The organism is Marinicella meishanensis (genome assembly GCF_019931145.1).
In the GTDB taxonomy this organism is placed as follows: Bacteria; Pseudomonadota; Gammaproteobacteria; order Xanthomonadales; family Marinicellaceae; genus Marinicella; species Marinicella meishanensis.
The window spans coordinates 235,807-251,759 of the sequence record NZ_JAIOUV010000006.1; the positions used below are offsets into that span (position 1 = coordinate 235,807).

Annotated in this window: 14 protein-coding genes; 7 read left to right on the top strand and 7 right to left on the bottom strand. The window is 52.2% G+C overall.

Annotation, left to right across the window (positions count from 1 at the left end; all coding sequences use genetic code 11):
- Positions 1–3 precede the first annotated feature (3 nt).
- Positions 4–1,269, bottom strand: coding sequence for an HlyC/CorC family transporter (locus K7G70_RS11965; protein ID WP_223788884.1), 1,266 nt, complete (start codon positions 1,267–1,269; stop codon positions 4–6).
- A 2-nt stretch (positions 1,270–1,271) separates the two neighbouring features.
- Entirely contained in the window at positions 1,272–2,024 is a 753-nt protein-coding gene (locus tag K7G70_RS11970; RefSeq protein ID WP_223788885.1) for a cytochrome C assembly family protein, read from the bottom strand.
- Between the two features lie 101 nt (positions 2,025–2,125).
- Here K7G70_RS11970 and ffh point away from each other — a divergent pair, with 101 nt between their 5' ends.
- Together ffh and K7G70_RS11980 are read left to right on the top strand one after the other, a co-directional pair.
- Complete coding sequence (ffh, locus tag K7G70_RS11975; protein ID WP_223788886.1) at positions 2,126–3,484, top strand: signal recognition particle protein; 1,359 nt, start codon at positions 2,126–2,128, stop codon at positions 3,482–3,484.
- Between the two features lie 7 nt (positions 3,485–3,491).
- A complete protein-coding gene (locus K7G70_RS11980) occupies positions 3,492–4,208 on the top strand; it encodes a hypothetical protein (RefSeq protein WP_223788887.1) in 717 nt (238 codons plus the stop codon).
- 16 nt (positions 4,209–4,224) lie between these two features.
- Here the strand turns inward: K7G70_RS11980 and K7G70_RS11985 are convergent, their stop codons facing one another.
- The 5 genes from K7G70_RS11985 to K7G70_RS12005 all read right to left on the bottom strand — a co-directional run bounded on the left by K7G70_RS11985 (position 4,225) and on the right by K7G70_RS12005 (position 10,482).
- On the bottom strand, positions 4,225–4,950 hold the full coding sequence (locus tag K7G70_RS11985) for a phosphoadenylyl-sulfate reductase (RefSeq protein WP_223788888.1): 726 nt from the start codon (positions 4,948–4,950) through the stop codon (positions 4,225–4,227).
- Positions 4,951–4,959: 9 nt separating this feature from the next.
- Positions 4,960–6,663 carry an NADPH-dependent assimilatory sulfite reductase hemoprotein subunit gene (locus K7G70_RS11990; RefSeq protein ID WP_223788889.1) on the bottom strand — a complete coding sequence of 568 codons (1,704 nt, stop codon included), beginning with the start codon at positions 6,661–6,663 and terminating at the stop codon, positions 4,960–4,962.
- 1 nt (position 6,664) lies between these two features.
- Complete coding sequence (locus K7G70_RS11995; protein ID WP_223788890.1) at positions 6,665–8,488, bottom strand: assimilatory sulfite reductase (NADPH) flavoprotein subunit; 1,824 nt, start codon at positions 8,486–8,488, stop codon at positions 6,665–6,667.
- Between the two features lie 158 nt (positions 8,489–8,646).
- Complete coding sequence (locus K7G70_RS12000; RefSeq protein ID WP_223788891.1) at positions 8,647–9,417, bottom strand: SDR family NAD(P)-dependent oxidoreductase; 771 nt, start codon at positions 9,415–9,417, stop codon at positions 8,647–8,649.
- 9 nt (positions 9,418–9,426) lie between these two features.
- Entirely contained in the window at positions 9,427–10,482 is a 1,056-nt protein-coding gene (locus K7G70_RS12005; RefSeq protein ID WP_223788892.1) for a M14 family metallopeptidase, read from the bottom strand.
- 380 nt (positions 10,483–10,862) lie between these two features.
- Here K7G70_RS12005 and K7G70_RS12010 point away from each other — a divergent pair, with 380 nt between their 5' ends.
- The 5 genes from K7G70_RS12010 to K7G70_RS12030 are packed head-to-tail and all read left to right on the top strand — an operon-like array spanning position 10,863 to position 15,746.
- The gene (locus K7G70_RS12010) at positions 10,863–11,804 is read left to right on the top strand and encodes an ABC transporter ATP-binding protein (protein ID WP_223788893.1); all 942 of its coding nucleotides are present in this window, start codon (positions 10,863–10,865) and stop codon (positions 11,802–11,804) included.
- Positions 11,801–12,535 (top strand): ABC transporter permease subunit, encoded by a 735-nt coding sequence (locus K7G70_RS12015; protein ID WP_223788894.1) that lies wholly within the window; start codon positions 11,801–11,803, stop codon positions 12,533–12,535. Before K7G70_RS12010 ends, K7G70_RS12015 begins: the two co-directional genes overlap by 4 nt.
- Positions 12,536–12,537: 2 nt before the next feature.
- On the top strand, positions 12,538–14,385 hold the full coding sequence (locus K7G70_RS12020) for a Gldg family protein (RefSeq protein WP_223788895.1): 1,848 nt from the start codon (positions 12,538–12,540) through the stop codon (positions 14,383–14,385).
- Entirely contained in the window at positions 14,375–15,370 is a 996-nt protein-coding gene (locus K7G70_RS12025) for a DUF4340 domain-containing protein (RefSeq protein WP_223788896.1), read from the top strand. Before K7G70_RS12020 ends, K7G70_RS12025 begins: the two co-directional genes overlap by 11 nt.
- Complete coding sequence (locus tag K7G70_RS12030; protein WP_223788897.1) at positions 15,363–15,746, top strand: DUF423 domain-containing protein; 384 nt, start codon at positions 15,363–15,365, stop codon at positions 15,744–15,746. Before K7G70_RS12025 ends, K7G70_RS12030 begins: the two co-directional genes overlap by 8 nt.
- The last annotated feature ends 207 nt before the right edge of the window (positions 15,747–15,953 follow it).

Below are 15,953 nucleotides of genomic sequence, written 5' to 3' on the forward strand. Positions count from 1 at the left end.
GAGTCAAGCCGGATTGGCCGGCGGTTCAATCAACACCCGGCTGATGATGTTGTCTTCGGTGGTCTCTAAGATGGTCATGTGATAACCATCGATGTTGACGCCCAAATCTTTGGTCGGTAAATCCTGGATGTGTTCGGTGATCAAGCCATTGATGGTGGTGGCTTCTTCGGTCGGCAGTGTCCACTGCAAGCGGCGGTTGAGGGAGCGGACGGCTATGCGGCCTTTGACCACGTATTGGTTGTCGCCTTGCTTGATGATCTTCAAGCCGCGATCCCCCGGCTCTGAAGTGAATTTGCCGACGATTTCTTCCAGGATGTCGTCCAAAGTCACCAAGCCCACCAAGTCGCCGTATTCATCGACCACCAAGCCCATGCGCCGTTCTTTCTTTTGGAACTCGCGCAACTGAGCCGATAAACTGGCGGTTTCGGGCACGAAGTAGGGCTTGCGCAAGATGCGCTTGAGTTTGTTGACATCCAAATTTTGATTCTTCAACATGGTCAGGATGGTGCGGATGTGCAGGATGCCAATCACTTGGTCGATGTTGTCAACATAGACCGGCAAGCGGGTCAGGTAGGTGTTGACCAGCTGTTTTTCAATCAGATCCCAGTCGTCATTGATGTTGATGCCTTGAACTTCATTGCGTGGGACCATCACGTCTTCGATGTTGATGTGATCCAGGTTCATCACGTTGATCATCATCTTTTGGTGCACATCGGGGTTGATCAGGTCGTTCTCTATGACCAGGGTTTTCAGTTCCTCCCTGGACAAGGCCTCAGAGGCGATGTTCTTGGGCACGCCCAACAAGCGCAACAAGCCATTGGTCATCAAGTTGGTGGTCCAGACCACCGGATACAGAACTTTGAGTAAGGGGGTCAGGATAAAAGCCGCGGTGTAGCCAATTTTTTCCGGGTGCAAGGCGGCATAAGTTTTGGGTGTGACTTCAGAAAAAATCAGGATGGCAAAGGTCAAAAAGGCGGTGCCGTAGGCAACCCCCTTGTCGCCAGCGATTTTGATCGCCACAATGGTGGTCAGTGCGGTGGCGGCGATGTTGATGAAGTTGTTGCCGATCAAGATCAAGCCAATCAGCCGATCGGGTTTTTCCAGCAGTTTTTTGGCCAGATAGGCGCCTTTTCTTTGTTTCGCATCATTTTTCAACTTAATCCGGTTCAAGGCCATCAGTGCCGTTTCCGAACTGGAGAAAAATGCCGACAACAAGAGCAGGACGCCGATGGTGATCACTAAATAACTTGTGGGTATTTGATCCAGCAAGCTTACACCAAATAATCCAATACGATGTAACTGCCCAAGAAGCCCAGCATCAGCAAACTCATGGCCAACAGGTTCAATTTGATGGCGGTGCGCCCGCGCCAACCTTTGGTCAGGCGGCCCACGATCAAGATCGCAAACAGCATCCAAGCCACCAAAGAAAAGACGATCTTGTGACCCATGCCTTGTGACAAGAACCCTTGCACAAACATCACCCCGGTGATCAAAGAACAGCTCAAAAACAACCAGCCAAATAAAATCAGCTTGAACAGTTTTTCTTCATTGCGCAACAAACTGTTGATGGTCATGCTTTGTGAGATGAACACGTTTTTTTTCATTTGTTTGATTTGCCAGCCCAAATTGATCGAAACCAGCGATGACACAAACAACAATGAGTAGGCCAACACCGACAACAGGATGTGCAAGTCTATGGCCCAAACATGGGGTTTTGAGGCGGTGGTGTGTGGTAAAAAGTAAATCCAGCCGAGGATGACAATGGCGACCAAGTGCAAGATACCTCGAACCCAAGGCAGCCTGAATGCCGCCAACAGGACGATGATGTTGGCCATCCAACTGACCACCAAACAGGCGTTTTGGGCATTGAAGACCCAACCATCAGTGGTCAGCAACAATTGACCGGTGATGATGGTTTGCAACAAACTGGCCAAGATAAACAGCACCACCGAAGTCAGGTAATTTTTGACGGTCAACAGTGCCAACAGGTGTAACACCGCTGTGGCCAGGAAGAGGTATGTCATATCAGGGAAGCGGCAATAATAATTGACCGTCACGTTTCTATTTACAGATATTCACATTATAATAGCAGGTTGTATTTTTTACCAACAGGATAATCAACAACATGTTTGATAATTTGACCGACAAACTCGCCAAGAGCATACAGAAAATCCGGGGACAGGCCAACCTGTCTGAAGACAATATCAAGGAAGCTTTGCGCGAAGTGCGGGTGGCCTTGTTGGAGGCCGATGTGGCCTTGCCGGTGGTCAAATCATTCATTGATGATGTCAAAGAACGGGCCTTGGGCAAAGAGGTTTTGACCAGTTTGAAGCCGGCTCAGGTGATGGTCAAAGTGGTGCAGGAAGAGTTGATCAAAGTCCTGGGTGAAGCCACTGAAGGGATCAATTTCAATGCCCAACCTCCCGTGGTTATATTGATGGCTGGCCTGCAGGGGGCCGGTAAAACCACCACCACCGGTAAATTGGCCCGCTACCTGAAAGAGCGCGAGCAGAAAAAAGTCATGGTGGTCTCAGCTGACGTCTACCGACCGGCAGCGATTGAGCAGCTGCAAACAGTGGCTGAGCAAGTGGGGGTTGATTGGCACCCATCCTCAGTGATTGACGATCCGGTGACCATTGGCATGACCGCCTTACAAGCGGCCAAGAAAGGCTATTACGACGTGCTGATCGTCGACACCGCCGGTCGATTGGCGGTGGACGAAGCCATGATGGCCGAAATCAAGTCTTTACAGCACAGCATCAGCCCCACCGAAACTTTGTTTGTGGTGGATGCCATGACCGGTCAAGATGCCGCCAACACCGCCAAGGCCTTTGCCGACGCCTTGGAGCTGACCGGGGTGGTGCTGACCAAGGTCGATGGCGATGCCCGCGGCGGGGCGGCGTTGTCGGTGAAAACCATCACCGGCAAACCGATCAAGTTTCAAGGTGTGGGCGAGAAAATGGACGCCCTGGAACCGTTCCACCCGGACCGCATTGCCTCCAGCATCCTGGGTATGGGTGATGTGTTGTCGTTGGTGGAAGAAGTTGAACGCAAAGTCGATAAGAAGGAAGCCGAAAAATTGGCCAAGAAAGTGGCCAAGGGCAACAAATTCACCTTGGAAGATTTTCAGGCCCAGTTGGTGCAAATGCAAAACATGGGTGGCATGGCCTCGATGTTGGATAAATTACCAGGCATGGGGCAACTGCCGGATGCCGTCAAGGACCAGGTCAACGACAAAACCACTGACCGCATGCTGGCAGTGATCAACTCCATGACCATTAAGGAAAAACGCTATCCACAACTGATCAAAGGCTCCAGAAAAAGGCGCATTGCCAATGGTTCTGGGACCAGCATCCAAGACGTGTCAAAATTGTTGAAACAATACAACCAAATGCAAAAAATGATGCGCAAATTCAAAGGCAAGGGGATGCTTAAAATGATGCAGAAGTTGGGTGGAAAAATGCCTGGCGGCATGCCGTTTTAAGCCAGCCATGAGGGTGGCCGTTGGGCTGCTGCTGTTGGGCTCGGTGCTGACGGCTGCTGCCAAAAAACCAACCATGTACCGCTGTCAACAGCCTGATGGTCGGGTGGTCATACAAGACCGCCGCTGCAGCGTCACCCAGTTGCCTGAAACCCGGCCCAAAACTCCCGTGACCAAACGTCCCCAGACTGCCACCACCCCGCCACCTCGCGAAGCCAAACCCGCCCAAGTGCAGCCGCGTCAAGGAATGCGGCCTGTGCCACCACAGAATCAACGCCAATCGCGCAGTCCTTATTTCGCTGCTGATTGGTCCCGGTTCATTCCCAAACATTGGCAAAAGCTGCGCATCCAAACCCAACAAAATGAACAATGGCTGATCAGTTTGCAAGCCTTCGAAGGCTTGGGTGATTTCAACCAAGGGGTGCGCTTGGCGGTGTATGCCAACACCCTGCGCAACCAGCGACAGGGGGCCTTTGCTTTGGCCCTGCAGTTGTATCAACAGCTGCGAGACAACCCGGGTATTACGCTGTTGGACAGCCAGTACAAAAGCCACCCCAATTTCAAAGTGTTCAATGTCAAATACCAGAATGCCGACCGGCAGCTGGTGGTCACCGAGTACTACATTGATGAACAGCACCATGATTTGTTCGTGTTAACCGTCCAAGCGCCCGCCAACAGTTGGTCTGCACAGTGGCTGATGGCTGAACACATCATCAACCAACTGTGAATCTCGCCATTGGCATTCATTCATGGATGCCGCATTCTCGTTTCAAACCAAAAAAGCGCAACTGATCCAGCTCATCCACTTCGTGTAATGATTTGGTTGAATGGGTGTCACCCACGGTGAGGTAGCCCTGATCGAACAAGGGGTGTTGGGGCAATCGCTGTTGTTGCAGGTATTGGTACATGTCGCGATCGGTCCAATCCAGCAGTGGGTGAATTTTGTACCGGTCCTGTTTGAATTCGATCCACGGCAGCTGCTGACGGTGGGCCGATTGGCTGCGCCTGACGCCGGCAAACCAGCTGCCAATGTGGCCTGCGGCCAAAGCCTGTTGCAGGGGTTCCACCTTGCGCAGCTGATTGTACCGTTCCAAGCCAGGCAAACCGGCCTCCCACAATGGGCCATGTTGACTCTCAAAGCGGGCCGCCGACACCGGACTTTGGTGAACCTGCAGATTCAAACCCAAGCGGTCGGTCAATAACTCCGCATACTGGTAGGTTTCTGGGAATAAATAACCGGTGTCGATCAGGATCACTGGAATGCCCGGAATGACGCTGTTGATCAGGTGTAAACTGACCGCAGCATCGATGCCAAAACTCGAGGTCATGGCCCAATGACCAGGTAAATACTGGGCGGCTTGTTCCACCCGTTGGGTGGTGGTTAAAGCAGCAAAATCCCGGTTCATGTGGTCCATGCAGTGATACGCCGGTGGTGTTTGGCGGTGTAAATCATGACAGCTGTGGTTCATCGTCTGACCTCACTTGTTTTGGATGTGGACTTCGATGCCGTGCTGCACCACTTGCACATGGCCCTGACGAATCACAAAGTCACCAAATGGCTCCTGTGGTTGGCCTTGCTGTGACCATTGTCCCAACAAAGCATCCAAGTGTTGGATGATGGAGGCTTCATCGATGTTCTCGGCAAACAATTGATTCAAGCGGGTGCCATCAGGACGCCCACCCAAATACAGGTTGTAGCGGCCCAGGGCTTTGCCCACCAAACCCACTTCAGCGATGAAAGGCCTGGCACAGCCATTGGGGCAACCGGTCATGCGAATCATCACCCCACGGTCTGCGATGCCATGTTTGGCTTGCAGCTGTTCAACCTGGGTGATCAAGTCGGGCAAGTAGCGTTCGGCTTCGGCCATGGCCAGCGTACATGTGGGCAGCGCCACGCAGGCCATGGACAGTTGCCGGGTGGCCGAATGGGCATCCAGCAAGCCGTGGTGTTGCAAAATTTGCTCGATTAGGGCTTTGTCCTGTGCCGGCACCCGGGCAATGATCAGGTTTTGGTTGGCCGTCAAGCGGAAATCGCCGCGGTGGACTTGGGCCACCGCTCGCAGGGCTTGTTTCAAAGGCAAGTCGGCGCTGTCTTTAACCCGACCGTTGGTGATATACAGGGTGTGGTTCCAGCTGCCATCTTGATTCTGCCGCCAGCCAAAGCGGTCGCCGTTGTGGGTGAATTGCACCGGTTGTGGGTCGGCCAGGGGCACGCCCATGCGGCTGGTCAACTGCTGTCGCACCCAGTCGATGCCATGGTCATCCACGGTGTATTTGAAGCGGGCGTGTTTGCGGTTGCTGCGGTCGCCATGATCGCGTTGAATTTTGACGATGTTTTCAGCCACTGACAAGACCTGATCGGGGGTACAAAAACCCAAGGTTTGGGCCAACAAGGGAAAAGTGGCGGGGTCGCCATGGGTGGTGCCCATGCCGCCGCCCACGGTCACATTGAAGCCGGTCAATTGTTGGTCTTTGATGATGGCCACGAAGCCCAAATCATGGGCCAACACATCGACGTCATTATCGGGAGGAATCACCACCGCGGTTTTGAATTTACGGGGCAGGTAAGTTTGACCATAAATCGGTTCATGATCGGCCTCATCGTCCGCGGTCCATTGTTCACCATCCAGCCAGATTTCATGGTAGGCACGGGTTTGTGGGGTCAGGTGGTCACTGATGGCTTGGGCCACTGCATACACCGACTGATGAATGCTGGACAATTCCGGGTTGGCGGTGCACATGACATTGCGGTTGACATCGCCACAAGCGGCAATGGTGTCCATCAATTGTTGGTTGATGGCCGCCACGGTTGCTTTCAGTCGGCCTTTGATCACCCCGTGAAACTGAAAGGCCTGACGGGTGGTGATGCGGATGCTGCCATTGGCATAGCGATCGGCCATGTCGTCAATCGCCAACCATTGCTCGGGTTGGCAGATACCGCCAGGCACGCGGGCCCGAATCATGAAGCTGTACAAGGGTTCCAGCTTTTGTTTGGCGCGTTCCTTGCGCAAATCGCGGTCATCTTGTTGGTAGATGCCGTGGAATTTGGTCAACTGGGTGTCGTCCGGGGTGATGGAGCCAGTCACTTCATTGCGCAGCTCCTGGGCGATGGTGCCCCTGAGGTAGTTGCTGTCTTGCTTGATGTGTTCAACGGCTTCTAAAGTTTGGTTTTCGTTACTCATCTCAATACACGTCTTTCTGGTAGCGTTGTTGTCGTTTCAATCCTTGCAAATGGGCGGAGGCCTCAGCCTGACTCATGTCGCCGTGCTGGCTGATGATGTCGAGCAGGGTTTGTTCCACGTCTTTGGCCATGCGGTTGGCATCGCCACAGACATACAAATGGGCCCCTTGTTGCAGCCACTGCCAAACGGCCTCGGCATGGGCTCGCAGTTTGTCTTGGACATATACCTTGTCGGCTTGGTCACGGGAAAATGCCACATTCAAGCGCGTCAAAGTGCCGTCATTCAGCCACTTCAGCCATTCTGTTTGGTACAAAAAGTCGGTGGCAAAGTGGGGGTTGCCAAAGAACAACCAGTTGTCGCCTGGTGCGCTTTGCGCTTGGCGTTGTTGCATGAAGGCGCGAAATGGCGCCACCCCAGTACCAGGTCCGATCATGATCACCGGCGCCTTGGGGTCATCGGGTAATTTGAAATGTTTGTTGGGTTCCACATAAACCGAAACACGGTCATCGACCGCCAGGCGTTGGCACAACAAGCCACTGGCCAAACCATGATGACCATGGGCAGTGGCTGAATCCAAATTCACGGTCAAATGCACTTCATCATCCAGCACCGACTGGGCGGAAGCGATGGAATACAGCCGTGGGGTGATGGCTTTGAGTTCGGGCAACAGGCGCTCCACACCCAGTTGATTCTCGGCATCGAACTGGTGCAACAAATCCAACAACTGGCGCCCCTCACAGTATTCGAGGAACTGTTGGTGCGACTGGGCCAAGGTTTGTAAGGCCGGATCGTTGATGTGTTGGGCCATGAATTGCACCAAGGGTTTGCTGATTTGGGTGATTTCAATGTGTTCGGTGAGCAACGCTCGGATGGTTTTGTGCTGCTCTTTGAAGGTGTGTGGTTCATCGCCCTGCAATTGCCAGTGATGTAACAAGGCATCGACCACCGCGGCGTCGTTGTGGGCCCAAATGCCCAATGAGTCTCCCGGCTGGTATTGGATCAAGGTCGGATCGATTCCCAATTCGATGTGTTGGGTGTTTTTGCCCGAACCGCGGCCGGTGATGGCTTGTATGGCCAACACCTCGGCTGCCACCGGATGGTGCTTATCGACCCGGGTCATTGGCGCCTTGGCTGGGGCCAGGGGCAGGGGGGTGATGTTGTTTTGAGCTGGCGCTGCCGACATCAAAGCCTCTTCCAACACCGGTAACAAGTCTTGTTGCCATTGTTGGGCCAAGCTCTCATAGTCCACATCGCAATCCACCCGTGGCAGCAGCCGTTTGGCACCCAGTTCATGCAAGCGTTCATCAAATTCCTTGCCGGTGTGGCAAAACAGCTCATAACTGCTGTCGCCCAAAGCCAGCACACTGTAATGCAAGTGGGCCAATGATGGGGCTTTTTTGGCAAAGAGTTGTTCATGGAAGATTTCGGCATCATCGGGTGCCTCACCTTCGCCATGGGTGCTGATGATCAGGGCCACATGGGATTTCTTGGGCAATTGTTTGACGGAAAAATCGGCCAGCGAAAGCACTTCAGTGGCCAAACCGGCGTTGGCGGCTTGTGATTGCAGGTCACGCGCCACCCCTTCGCTGTTGCCGGTTTGGGTGCCATATAAAATGGTCAATACCGCTTGTTCCGAGGCTTGATCCGCGACCTGGTTGGTCGTGGTTGCCTGCTCTGGTGATTGGGCTTGGCCGGCCAAAAAACCGGCCAGCCACAGTTTTTCTGCAGCGCTCAGCTGGCTCAGCAGTTGATTGAGCTGTTGCCAATGCTGCTCGGTGTTGGGGGAGTCTGGCCACTGCAAACGGGCCAAGGTATCTAATTTCACAACCGTCACTGTTCAAATGGATAAAACGGCAGTTTAGACGGCTGAATTAAATTTGAGAACTGACAGAAACTGATATGCTTATAGCAGAATGTTATGTCAGCTTAGGCGGGTCAAGGACCACACCACCTTCGCGATGCTGGGTGGCGTGGCCACCAGGTTTATTTGGGTTCGAGTCTGACGGCGCCATCCAGGCGGATGGTGGAGCCATTCAAATAGGTGTTTTCAATGATGTGTTCAGCCATGCGGGCGAATTCAGTGGGCTCGCCCAAACGTGATGGGAAAGGCACGGAAGCGCCCAACGCGGCTTTGATGTCATCGGGCAAGCCGGCGACCATGGGGGTCAAGAATACACCTGGCGCGATGGTCATCACGCGGATGCCAAAACGGGTTAATTCGCGGGCCATCGGCAAGGTCATGCCAACAATGCCCCCTTTACTGGCCGAATAGGCCGCTTGACCGATTTGCCCCTCAAAGGCGGCCACCGAGGCGGTGTTGATGATCACGCCGCGTTGGCCATCGGCATCGGCTTCGTTGTGTTGCATCAGATTGGCAGCGGCTTTGGCGACGTTAAAACTGCCGACCAAATTGACCTGAATGGCTTGGTTGAAATGGTCCAAAGCCATGGGGGCTTCGCGACCCAGCACCCGGCCACCGGCCAACACCCCGGCACAGTTGATGGCCACATTGATGCTGCGCATGAATTGTTTGGCGTGATCACAGGCTTGTTGTATTTGGCCTTCATCACTGACATCGGCTTGCACAAAGGTGGCTGATTCGGCACCCAGTTGAACCACCGCGTCTGCGCCGGCTTGTGGGTTGATGTCAATCAAGGTCACCTGTCCGCCTTGCTTGACAATGTGTTCTGCACAGGCGAAGCCCAGGCCTGATGCGCCACCAGTGATGACGGCTTTGGTGGTTGCTAAATTCATAATATGTCCTCAGTCAGATGCCGGCATGGCCGGAGTGGATTCTTGTTTCAAAGGGTGCATCAAATAGCACAGACAATCCAGGCGGATGGCTTTGATGCTTTGGGTGATCATCGCTGGCACCACTTTTTGTTTGAGTCGGATTTCTTGCCCATGTTGTTCGAAGTAGTGGGCGGTGATGTCATGGCCAATTTGGTCGGTGACTGCAAATGGCATGGGCAAATCTTCCCGGGTGATGCGACCAAACACCGTGCCTGGTTCAATTAGGTGGAAGTTCAAATAATCCAAGTCGTCATTGATCACGAAATCAACACCTTCAGGGGCCTCATCAGGCAACACCCCGTCTATGGCAATGCTGATTTCAGGTTTCACTTTGACGGTCGAAAAGATGTTCAATACTTGCTGGTGTTCGGCCACCCCGGGGATTTGTTTCAAGGTGGACAAATGGATCAGGTTTTCCAGGAATGTCAGGGTTTGCTCGATGCCATCGGCGGTGCCAGACATGCCACATTCGATCGTCACCGATGGGCAGAAGCGGGCAAAGGCGCCTGATTGAATGCCGTCTGGACTGGTGAAGTGAATGATGGTTTCGGAAAACAAAGAGGCCAGATTAACAAATTCACCATTCAGCGAATTGATCCCTGCGTAATGTGGATTGCGACCTGAATTGTTGTGGATGTCGATGCTGGCAAAGGGCTTGATTTCGGCCATCAAATCGGTGATTTCAGCCAACTTGCGGGCCACCGCATGGTCTTGTCGATGCAAGCCTGGCCAGCAGCGGTTGAAATCGGGTTGTTGGTCCAGTTGACGGGTGTTCTTGGCTGCGGCCTGGACATTGCCGAACAACAGGTAAATGCTGCGTGGCAATTGTTTTTGGTGGTTGTTCAACAGGGCTTTGACTGCGTCCCAGCCAGTGGTTTCATCGCCGTGTTGCAAGATGGAAATGAACAAAGGTCGGGTGATTTTTCCTGGCAGGTGGACCAAGGTGTGGTCGGCGACAAATTCGTGCATGCCGGTGGCATCCACATCCAATATGCCGTCCGGTAATTGATCTAGTATGGTTAACATCGGGTCAAGCAGCTTCCTGGGAAGGTATCAGGTTCAAACAACGCAGACAACGATGGGGCCGTACACGGCTTGTCAAGGTGGAAAATCGATGCCTGGCAAGCGATGATAGACAAGTGATACGGACAAGTCAATAGGTAATGCCATTGTCATGTTCATGGGCTAAACCGCAGCGGTTGACAGCCGCTTTGGCGACGAATGCTGTGGTTTGAGAAAAATTCTGCATTTGCGGCTTGAAATCACCCGCTCATGACTCCAAGTTTGAAAGGCGTTTAAGCCTGATGACCTCAACCATGCTGTCATGGTTTGGGTTTTTTTTATGGGAGGGGCTTGGTCAAAGGTATGCCAGGACCCCTGTGTTTTGAATCAACCGAAGAATTGACATGATTGAATGTTTGAATTTAAGTAAACAGTTTGGCCAGTTCACGGCAGTGAATGACCTGAGTTTCACGGCCCACCAAGGACAGGTTCTCGGATTTTTGGGCCCCAATGGCGCCGGCAAATCCACCACCATGAAAATGATCACCGGATTTCTCGAGCCCACCGCCGGCACCATCAAAGTTTGTGGCGCCGACATCACCGACGACCCCATTGGCGTCAAAAGGAAGATTGGCTACTTGCCAGAAGGTGCCCCCAGTTATGGTGAAATGGAAGTCGGCCAATTTTTATTTTTCATCGCGGCCTGTCGAGGACTGCCCGCCAATCTAATCAAGCCCGCTGTTGAATCGGTGATTTCCCGGGTTAATCTGGAAAAGGTTTATTACCAAAAAATTGAAACCTTATCCAAAGGCTTCAAACGCCGGGTGGGACTGGCGCAAGCCATCATCCATGACCCCGAAGTGTTGATCATGGATGAGCCCACCGATGGTTTGGACCCGAATCAGAAACACCAGGTGCGTTCTTTGATCACCGACATGTCCAAAGACAAAACCATCATTTTGTCCACCCACATCCTGGAAGAGGTCCATGCGGTGTGTGACCGAGCCATCATCATCGCTGGCGGTGAACTGGTGGCTGACAACACACCCACCGAAATGGAAAACATGTCTCGATACCACCATGCCGTCAGCTTTGTGTCTGATTTGGATACGGAATTATTAAATAAAATCAAGGGTATGGACTGCGTTCTTGATGTGAATTATGATGCGAGATTAAAGGAAACCACCGTGTTTCCCACCCAAGGGCTGTTCATCTTTGATGAAATCAGCGATTTCTTGCGCAAGGAGTCCATCCAAGTCAAGAGTTTGAAAATGGAGGCTGGGCGCTTGGATGAGGTGTTCCGCAACATCACCATCAACACCGCAGAAAGGGAGGTGGTCAAATGAGCTCAATCAAATCCATCGTCAAACGCGAACTGCACAGTTATTTTGCCACCCCGATTGCCTATGTGTTCATCGTGATCTTTTTGATCATGAGCGGCGTGTTCGGCTTTTATTTTGGCAATTTGTATGAACGGGGTCAGGCTGACTTGATACCGTTTTTTAACTTTCATCCTTGGCTGTACCTGTTCTTGGTGCCAGCGGTGGCCATGCGCTTGTGGTCCGAAGAACGCAACAGCGGCAACATCGAGTTGTTGATGACCTTGCCGGTGAAGAAAATGGATTGGGTGATCGGCAAATTCCTGGCCGCCTGGTTGTTCATTGGCTTGGCCTTGTTGCTGACCTTTCCCATGGTCATTTCAATCAACTACCTGGGTGATCCCGACAATGGCTTGATCGTGGCCAGTTATTTGGGCAGCTTTTTACTGGCTGGTGGCTTTTTGGCCATTGGCAGTTGTCTGTCGGCCGCCACCAAGAATCAAGTCATCGCATTCATACTGTCGGTGGTGATTTGCTTCCTGTTCTTGTTGTCGGGCTTCCCGATGGTGCTGAACTTTTTTGCTTTGTTCATGCCACAGGTGATGGTCGATGCCATCGCTTCCACCAGCTTTCTGACCCATTTTGATTCCATCACCAAAGGGGTGTTGGATTTGGGGGACGTTTGCTATTTTGGCATGGTGATTGGGTTGTGGTTGTATGCCACCACTTTGGTAATTGATATGAAAAAGGCGAATTAATCATGCAAAAACAAGCTCATAAAACACAATTATTCATGTTGGCTGCCATCTTTTTCCTGGCAGCGGTGATCATCGCGCAAAGCGGGTTGTTTTCGCGACTGCGGGTCGATTTGACTGAAAATGACCTGTTCACCTTGAATGAGGGTACGGTCAACATCCTGCAAGACATCGACGAAAACATCCACCTGCGGTTGTTTTTTTCTGATCAAGCGACCCAAAACATCCCCTTGCTGCGGACCTACCACCGCCGGGTGGTGGACTTTTTGGAAGAATTGGAACGTTATGGTGGTGGCAAGCTCACCGTCAGTTTCATCGATCCGGTGACTTTTTCTGAAGAGGAAGACCAGGCTTCACAATATGGCCTGCAAGCATTGCCGGTGGGCGAGGGGGGTGAAAATGTCTTTTTTGGCATCGCCGGCACCAATGCCATTGATGATGTCGAAGTGATTCCATTCTTGCAACCCGACCGCGAGGCATTCCTGGAATACGACTTGGCGCAATTGGTGTATAACCTCAACCACCCGGCAAAACGCACCGTGGGTGTGATGAGTGATTTGCCGTTGCTCGGCAGTTTTGATCCACAAGCGGGCCAGGTGCCTGGGCAGATCGTGTTCGCACAGCTGCAAGAAATGTACCAAGTGGTGCCGGTGGCCAGTGACACCGATCGCATCGATGACGTTGATTTGTTGTTGGTGGTGCACCCGAAAAATCTGACCGAGCAAACCTTGTTTGCCATCGATCAGTACGTCATGGGCGGGGGGCGCTTGATGGCTTTTGTTGATCCCATGGCCCAAGCCGAGGAGGTACCGGCCGATCCGCAAAACCCCATGGCCCAACTGCAGGCCGATCGCTCGTCTGATTTGGCGGTGTTGTTCCATGCCTGGGGTGTTGGATTTGACAAAACCAAGGTGTTGTTGGACAACCAGCACGCGGTTTCCATCCAAGCTTCCCAAGGCCAAACCATTCGGCATTTGGGCATCAGCTCATGGAGTCAGGGCAACATGAATGAGAGTGACATCGTGACTTCGGACCTGAACACCTTGAACACCGCTCTGGCTGGGGCATTGACCGCCGAAGAAGGGCATTTGCTGCCCATTTTGACCTCATCTGAATTGAGCATGATGACCAACAACGACGCCATGTCATTGTTGTTCAATCCCAATGCCCTGTTCCAAAATTTTGCAGCGGATGAGCAAAGCCATGTGATTGCGGCGCGCTTGAATGGTCCAATCAACAGCGCCTTCCCCACCGGAATAGAAGGGCAGTCTGAGGCTCTGGCGCAAATCGAACAACCTCAAGTGGTGTTGTTTGCTGACGTGGATGTGTTGTTCGACCGCATGTGGGTCAGGGCCCAAAACTTTTTTGGTCGGCAGATTTACTCCAACTTTGCTGACAACGGTGCATTGGTCAATAATTTGATCGACAACATGACCGGCAGTGCTGATTTGATCCAGGTTCGCGCCCGTGGCACTTCCAATCGGCCCTTTGATAAGGTGCAAGAGATCAGGCGGGTCAGTGAACAGAAGTACCGCGAAACGGAAAACCAATTGTTGCAACAGTTGCGTGAAACCGAAAACAAACTGAATGAACTGCAGCGCATCAAAGGACAAGAGAATCAATTGATCATCAGTCAGGAGCAACAACAAGAAATCAACCGCTTCAAACAACGCAAGCTGGAAGTGCGCAAGAGCCTGCGGGAAGTCAAACGCAACTTGAACAAAGACATCGAGGCCTTGGGTACCCGGTTGAAATTCATCAACATTGCTTTGGTACCGATCTTATTGACGGTGTTGATTGTGTTTTTGTCATGGCGAAAATCAAAGCGAAAGGAGCGTCAGTATGTTAAGTAACATGAAAGTATTGTTGATCATTCTGTTGTTGGTGGCCACCGGCGCATTCTGGGTCTTGCGCGATGGGTCATCAACCGCGCCATCGACGGCTTTGTTGCCAGACTGGCAAGCCAGTGATGATCCCATCACCGCCATAAAACAGGTGGTGCTGGAACAAGGGGGTGAACGCATCGAATTACAACGTCAAGGCCAGCGCTGGGTGTTGAATGGGGGTTTCTATGCCAACATTGACCCCTTGTTTATGTTGTTGCAATCATTCAAAAATGCCGCGATCGTCGAAGCCAAAACCGCCAATCCGGACAACCATGCCCAAGTGTTCTTGTCCACCAGCGATTTGAAAGTGTCTTTGCATGATCAAAATGGTTTGATGCAAGCCATTCATGTGGGTAAAGTGACCACCGCCGGTTTGACTTTTGTGCGCTTTGCCGAGGCCGATCAGACGTACACCGTCAGCGGTTTGGAGCGCATCACATTCAACTTGGATTCATGGCAATTGAAAACGGTGTTGGATGTGCCAGCCGAACAAATCAAATCGGTGCTGATCAGCCCAGAAGACGGTGAAGCGGTCCATATTGAACGGGCCGATGTGGCCAGTCCATGGGAATTGTTGAACCTCCCTGCTGGGCAAGAAGTGCATGCCAATGCGGCCTTTGACAGTTTGGCCGGGGGCTTGACTCGCTTGATGATCGATGCCGCCGAGCCGGTGGATTTGACCGATAAAACGACCTTGTTGTCAGCCACCTATGGTATGTTTGGTGGTGGCGAGATCACTCTGGTCGTGCAGCAAGCTGCCGATGAACAGCATTGGCTGCAGGTGGTCTCAGCGCAACATCCTGAGTATGCCGAATGGATGATGCAAATTGCACCGTACAAATTCACCGCCCTCAACCAACAACTGTCTGATTTCATCCAGCCTGTGACCGCAGCAGAGGCCGCTGCAACAACCGAGTCTGAAGATGATCCTGTGGATCCAGTTATTGAATAACAAGGCCATTTATTTGGTGGTGGCAGCCGTCTATGGTTTGACGGCTGTCGCCTTGGGGGCCATGGGAACACACCTGTTCGGCATTGAGAATGATGCCCGATCATACAGCTTGTTTCAGATGGCGGTGTTTTACCAGTTGAGTCATGCGGTGTTGTTGATGTGGCTGGCCACACAATTAACCGAAGGGGTGATGATTCGGTTTGCCGCCTTGGCCTTGAGTTTCGGTATTATGTTGTTCTGTGGTGGCTTGTATCTGTTGATCTGGCACGGCAACACCGCCATCTCCTGGGTCACTCCGGTGGGTGGCAGTTTGATCATCCTGGCCTGGTTGAACCTGGTGATCCATGGATTCAGTAAAATCAAACAAAACAAATAGTTTCATGCTTTGAGGCGCCAAATGGGGCCTCATCATGCCTGCCTGAAAAGTTTTTGGCTGGCAGGTGACAAATTTTTTCACCCGATAAAAATGCCCCCTTGTGGTTGTTGTGTTAAGATCTTTGAACGCCTAAAGCGCAGAAAATTAGTGTTAAAGACATCTAAGTAGCGTTCTCATTAAGGGGAATTTGAGACCGCAATCACAGAT